The sequence below is a fragment of the Psychromarinibacter sediminicola genome (assembly GCF_029168335.1).
Taxonomy (GTDB): domain Bacteria; phylum Pseudomonadota; class Alphaproteobacteria; order Rhodobacterales; family Rhodobacteraceae; genus Psychromarinibacter; species Psychromarinibacter sediminicola.
The window spans coordinates 1-445 of the sequence record NZ_JARGYC010000241.1 but is presented as its reverse complement, the minus strand read 5'-3'; the positions used below and the strand labels follow the sequence as shown (position 1 = coordinate 445).

General features: G+C 66.3%; 1 protein-coding gene. It reads left to right on the top strand.

Annotated elements, in window-relative coordinates; translation table 11 throughout:
• Positions 1-391 (top strand): IS66-like element accessory protein TnpA (tnpA, locus tag P1J78_RS25185; RefSeq protein ID WP_275570108.1); only part of this gene is annotated, 391 nt, incomplete at its 5' end.
• Positions 392-445 lie beyond the last annotated feature (54 nt).

The window sequence follows — 445 nt, the reverse complement described above, 5'->3', positions numbered from 1 at the left end:
ACGTGTCTTATTCGGAGGAGCCATGCTGGGCGAGGTTCTGGGCGTTGAACGGCGCCGGCGTTGGAGCGAGGACGAGAAGCTCGAGATCCTGTCGGAGGTGGGTGTCCGCGGTGCTTCGATGACACAGGTCGCACAGCGCCACGAGATCACGCGCTCCCAGATCTACGGCTGGCGGCGTGAACTGAAGGAGAAGGGCCTATGGTCGCCGGATCGCGGGGCCGTTTTCCTGCCAGTGGATTTCGGTTCGTGCCGGGAGCCGGCAAGCGCCTCCACGCCGGCGCGGTCAGTTCCGATCGAGCTGCGGCTGAGCAACGGTCGCTGTCTGAGGTTCGACAGCGGCATCGATGAAGAGGCGCTGACCCGGTTGATCCGGGCGGTGGAGACGGCGTGATCGGGCCGGGAACCGGGGTCCGGGTCTACCTCGCCTGCGGTGCCACCGACATGA